At 54.6% G+C, this 1,232-nt stretch carries 1 protein-coding gene; it reads right to left on the bottom strand.

Annotated features, from left to right (window positions below):
* Nucleotides 1-18 precede the first annotated feature (18 nt).
* Nucleotides 19-1,169, bottom strand: a protein-coding gene (locus DMX12_RS28805) for an IS3 family transposase (RefSeq protein ID WP_085983004.1) whose coding sequence is annotated in 2 segments (ribosomal slippage) — nucleotides 19-935 and nucleotides 935-1,169 — 1,152 coding nt in all. Because the reading frame shifts where the segments join, the coding sequence is not laid out codon by codon here.
* Nucleotides 1,170-1,232 lie beyond the last annotated feature (63 nt).

The raw sequence follows: 1,232 nt of genomic DNA on the forward strand, positions 1-1,232 counted from the left end.
TGAATCGCCCCTGCTTTCCTAGACACTCTCCAAGCTCAGGAAATAGCGTTTCTCATACTCTACTGGAGACAGCTGCATAGCACTGCTGTGTCGACGCTTAGGGTTATAGAACATCTCGATGTAATCGAAAATATCACTTCGGGCTTCGTCACGCGTTGCGTAGATCTTTCGTCGGATTCGCTCCCGCTTCAAAAGCTGGAAAAAGCTCTCCGCTACGGCATTGTCGTGGCAGTTTCCCCGTCGGCTCATGCTGCTGATCACATTATTGGCCTTCAGGAAGCTTTGCCAATCTGAGCTACTGAACTGACTGCCTTGGTCTGAGTGAATCATCACTTGCTGCTGTGGCTTGCGTCGCCACACGGCCATCAGCATGGCGTCGATGGCCAGGTCGCTGCTCATTCTGGGCTTCATTGACCAACCAATGACTTGGCGGGAGAACAGATCCAGCACTACCGCCAGGTACAGCCACCCTTCATAGGTGCGGATGTAGGTGATATCGGTCACCCAGACTTTATTCGGCTCACTGACCTTGAACTGCCGGGCCAGATGGTTGGGGGATGCCACTGTTGGTTTTCCGCCATAAAACCCAGTACGACGGCGATAGCCCGTTTGCGAACGCAGCCCCTCTGCCTGCATCAAGCGACCGACTCGATTTCGCCCACAGATCTCTCCTAGCTCTCGCAGGTCATCGTGAATCTTGCGATAGCCATACACGCCGCCGCTTTCTAACCAGGCCTGCTTGATCAAGCCAAGCAGGCGCTGATCTTCTTTGGCTCGGGCAGATTGAGGTTCGGCCAACCAAGCGTAGTAGCCGCTGGGATGCACCTTGAGGGTTTGGCAAAGGCGCCGCACCGGGTAATGCGTCGAGTGCTTTTTGATGAAGGCGTACTTCAGTTGCACTCCTTGGCAAAGTACGCGGCGGCCTTTTTTAAGATGTCTCGCTCTTCAGTCACGCGCTTGAGTTCTGCGCGAAGCTTGCGCAGTTCGGCTTGCTGCTCATCGTCTTGCTGACGCTGCTCTTGGGGTTTGCTGTAGAGCTTGATCCAGGCGTAGAGGCTGTGAACAGACATGCCCAGGCGCTGGGCAACATCGGCGACAGGATTGCCTTTCTCGGTCACTTGCTTGACCGCTTCGATCTTGAATTCTTCGGGGTAACGCTGACGACTCATGGCACCTCCTATTTGGGCCTCATTATGAGGCTTGGAGGTGTCTACGAAACCAGGGGCGATTCA

This window comes from Pseudomonas sp. MB-090624, from assembly GCF_003205245.1.
GTDB classification, from domain to species: Bacteria; Pseudomonadota; Gammaproteobacteria; order Pseudomonadales; family Pseudomonadaceae; genus Aquipseudomonas; species Aquipseudomonas juntendi.